Genomic DNA, 2472 nt, shown 5'->3' with positions numbered 1-2472 from the left:
TTTGTTCTCTGGAAAAGCTAAAAGACTAGGGCCGTCTAGCAGATCTAATCTACACGCGGGAATAAAACGGATGTTTTTGTTTTTAGCGGCTATATGGGCACGGACAATCCCTGCTAAAGTATTTCTGTCGGTAAGGGCGATAGCCTTGTGCCCAAGTGCAGCTGCGGTTTCTATGAGTTCCTCAGGATGGGATCCTCCGCGCAGAAATGTGAAATTACTGGTTACCTGTAGTTCTACGTAGTTCATATTCTTTAAGCAAAAAATCCATGCAAAAACCACTGTGGTGTGCCTTTCCCATATTGGCCGAGGCGGAATAGCCAGTATCGAGCCCCTTGATCATCTTCTACACGATAGTAGTCTCGGGCTTCTCCATCTTCTAACCACCATTCTTGCTCGATCCTTTCTGGTCCATCAGCTTTTGTGAGCTTATATACTTTTTTCTTATGAATGAACAGGATTGGAGGATAATCGGGTAGGGGTACAGTTACCTCAATAGGCTCAGGCTTGGTCAGTAGGTGAATAGGTCTATTGAGGTTGTTGGGCCAAGGCATGGAAGGTGTTTCCTGAAGTGAATGAGTTGCTTTTATTGACCGTTCAGGCCAGTGTTGCGCTGCCGGTAGGTAGCGGCGAATGATACTCGTGCCTAATTTGCCTGCAATATTGTCCAGTAGCTCCGCTACCTTACTTTGCTCGCCGCGATTACCCCATAAGGTTTCTTGTGAAGCTTCCGTATCTTCTACGATTGAAGCTTCTAGTACAAACAATTCAATACCCAGAGCTGGCTCAATTGTTGGGATCTTGAGTTCAAACAATTTGAAAAGATGTGCTACATTATGGGAAGCTTTATTTGTGCCAATATGTATTTGTTGAATGTTGCCATCGATTCGGTGCCCTTTAAAAATACCACTACGCAGACCTTTACCTTCTTTTTGAAGCCTCGAACAAAGCTCTTGGAGTAAGGTTCGCAAAGCTATAGTTATTCCTGTAGCTGTACATATTGGATCTAGACAAGGCATCCGCTGTTCATAAGGAGCTACAGGTTGTATAGAGATAAGAGCTTCGGGATAGTTGCCCAGTGCTTGATGTAAGCGTTGTAATAAATTGTCGCCAAAGCGTCTTCGAAGAGAGCTTTTAGGCATATTCATAAACTGACCTATATTTTTAAAGCCAAGCTTCTGCATACGAAGTACGGTAGAGGATGGTATACGTAAGGCTATAGGGGGGAGCTGGCTGAGTGCTTGGGCATGCTGTGTATGTTCTGCTATAGGTTGCGATACTCCGTAGTGTGCCAGAGCCCAGGCTGCCCCAATAGTGTCAGCGATAGCAGCTTGCACTTGGTATCCTCCCCGGGCTAGTCTATGCTTTAAACTTTCTATATAGGGGCGTTCACCCCCCCAAAGATGAGCACATCCACTGATGTCTATGAGTAATCCATCCGGAGCATCTAGGCCAACAATTGGGGAAAAACGTAAGCACCATTCAGCAAGTGCGTTTAAGAGCTTTTGTGTGGTTGCCGGTTCGTCTTGAAAACTTTCTAATCTGGGTAGCACCGTTTTTGCGCTAGCAAGTACATCTCCAGCCTGGATACCTTCTTTTCGTGCTTGTGGGCTTGCTGCTTTGATGATCATTTTTCCATGTTCGGTAGCGCATAATACGAAAGGCCTATCAGTAAAATCAGGATGTTTTTTTAACATATTATCAATCGATAAGTAGGGGAACCATATGGACAAAAATCGTTTAGGCATAATGCTTAATTTTTAATGTGTGCTGTTGAGATGATTGCTGTGAAGTAATAGATGTGAATTTGTTACCTCTCCACCCTAGGATCCATTTGCCAGGTCTACCTCCTCGTATTTTCTCGAGATTTACTTCCCATACAGGAAAACCGACTCCAGGAAGATTATCCTCAATTTGGCTTGCTACAGGGATGATTCTCCATCGTGCTGTACATGCAAGTGTATTTTCACGGCGAGGTTTTCTGCGATGTAGAAAGCCTGTTACCTGACTTTTTTCTACAGCGAGTTGGAGACGTTGTGATTCGGTGAAAGATACTTCCCCCAGCTCAGCTACTACCGCAGAAAGGGCATTACATTTTAGTGCTTGCTCCATTACCCATAAGGCTTCTTTATCTTTTTTAACATCGATGAATATTATCCTATGGGGCTCGATACCAAAATAGCCCAAGCCTGTAGGGAATAAGCTTCGTTTGGTGCTAACCCATAGGCAGGGCAAGCCATTATTCATTAATATGGATAAAATTGATGAAACAAAACCATTTGCAGAAGTTGCAGATGCTGCTGTTTGGCTGATAAATTCATGAATTGTTCCTTTTGGGAAGGTGTGCCCAGGAAACGCTTTCTCCATTGCCTGTAGGCCAAAATCTTCCCGATGTAAATCGGTTGTTGTACTTTTGAAACCTTCTAGAGAAAGTATTTTTTCTTGAAGTTTTTTTATGATTTCTTTTTTTGCTGT

At 43.5% G+C, this 2472-nt stretch carries 3 protein-coding genes; all 3 read right to left on the bottom strand.

The genetic code is table 11. The features are described from left to right. Positions 1–246 (bottom strand): PHP domain-containing protein (locus tag HP439_RS18720; protein WP_172391846.1); only part of this gene is annotated, 246 nt, incomplete at its 3' end. 5 nt (positions 247–251) lie between these two features. Beyond that, positions 252–1694 (bottom strand): Y-family DNA polymerase, encoded by a 1443-nt coding sequence (locus HP439_RS18715; protein ID WP_246229421.1) that lies wholly within the window; start codon positions 1692–1694, stop codon positions 252–254. A 43-nt stretch (positions 1695–1737) separates the two neighbouring features. Beyond that, positions 1738–2472: ImuA family protein (locus tag HP439_RS18710; RefSeq protein WP_216657907.1), on the bottom strand; the 735-nt coding region annotated here is incomplete at its 5' end.

This window comes from Sphingobacterium shayense, assembly GCF_013179575.1.
In the GTDB taxonomy this organism is placed as follows: Bacteria; Bacteroidota; Bacteroidia; order Sphingobacteriales; family Sphingobacteriaceae; genus Sphingobacterium; species Sphingobacterium shayense.
This window is presented reverse-complemented; position numbering and strand designations above follow the sequence as displayed.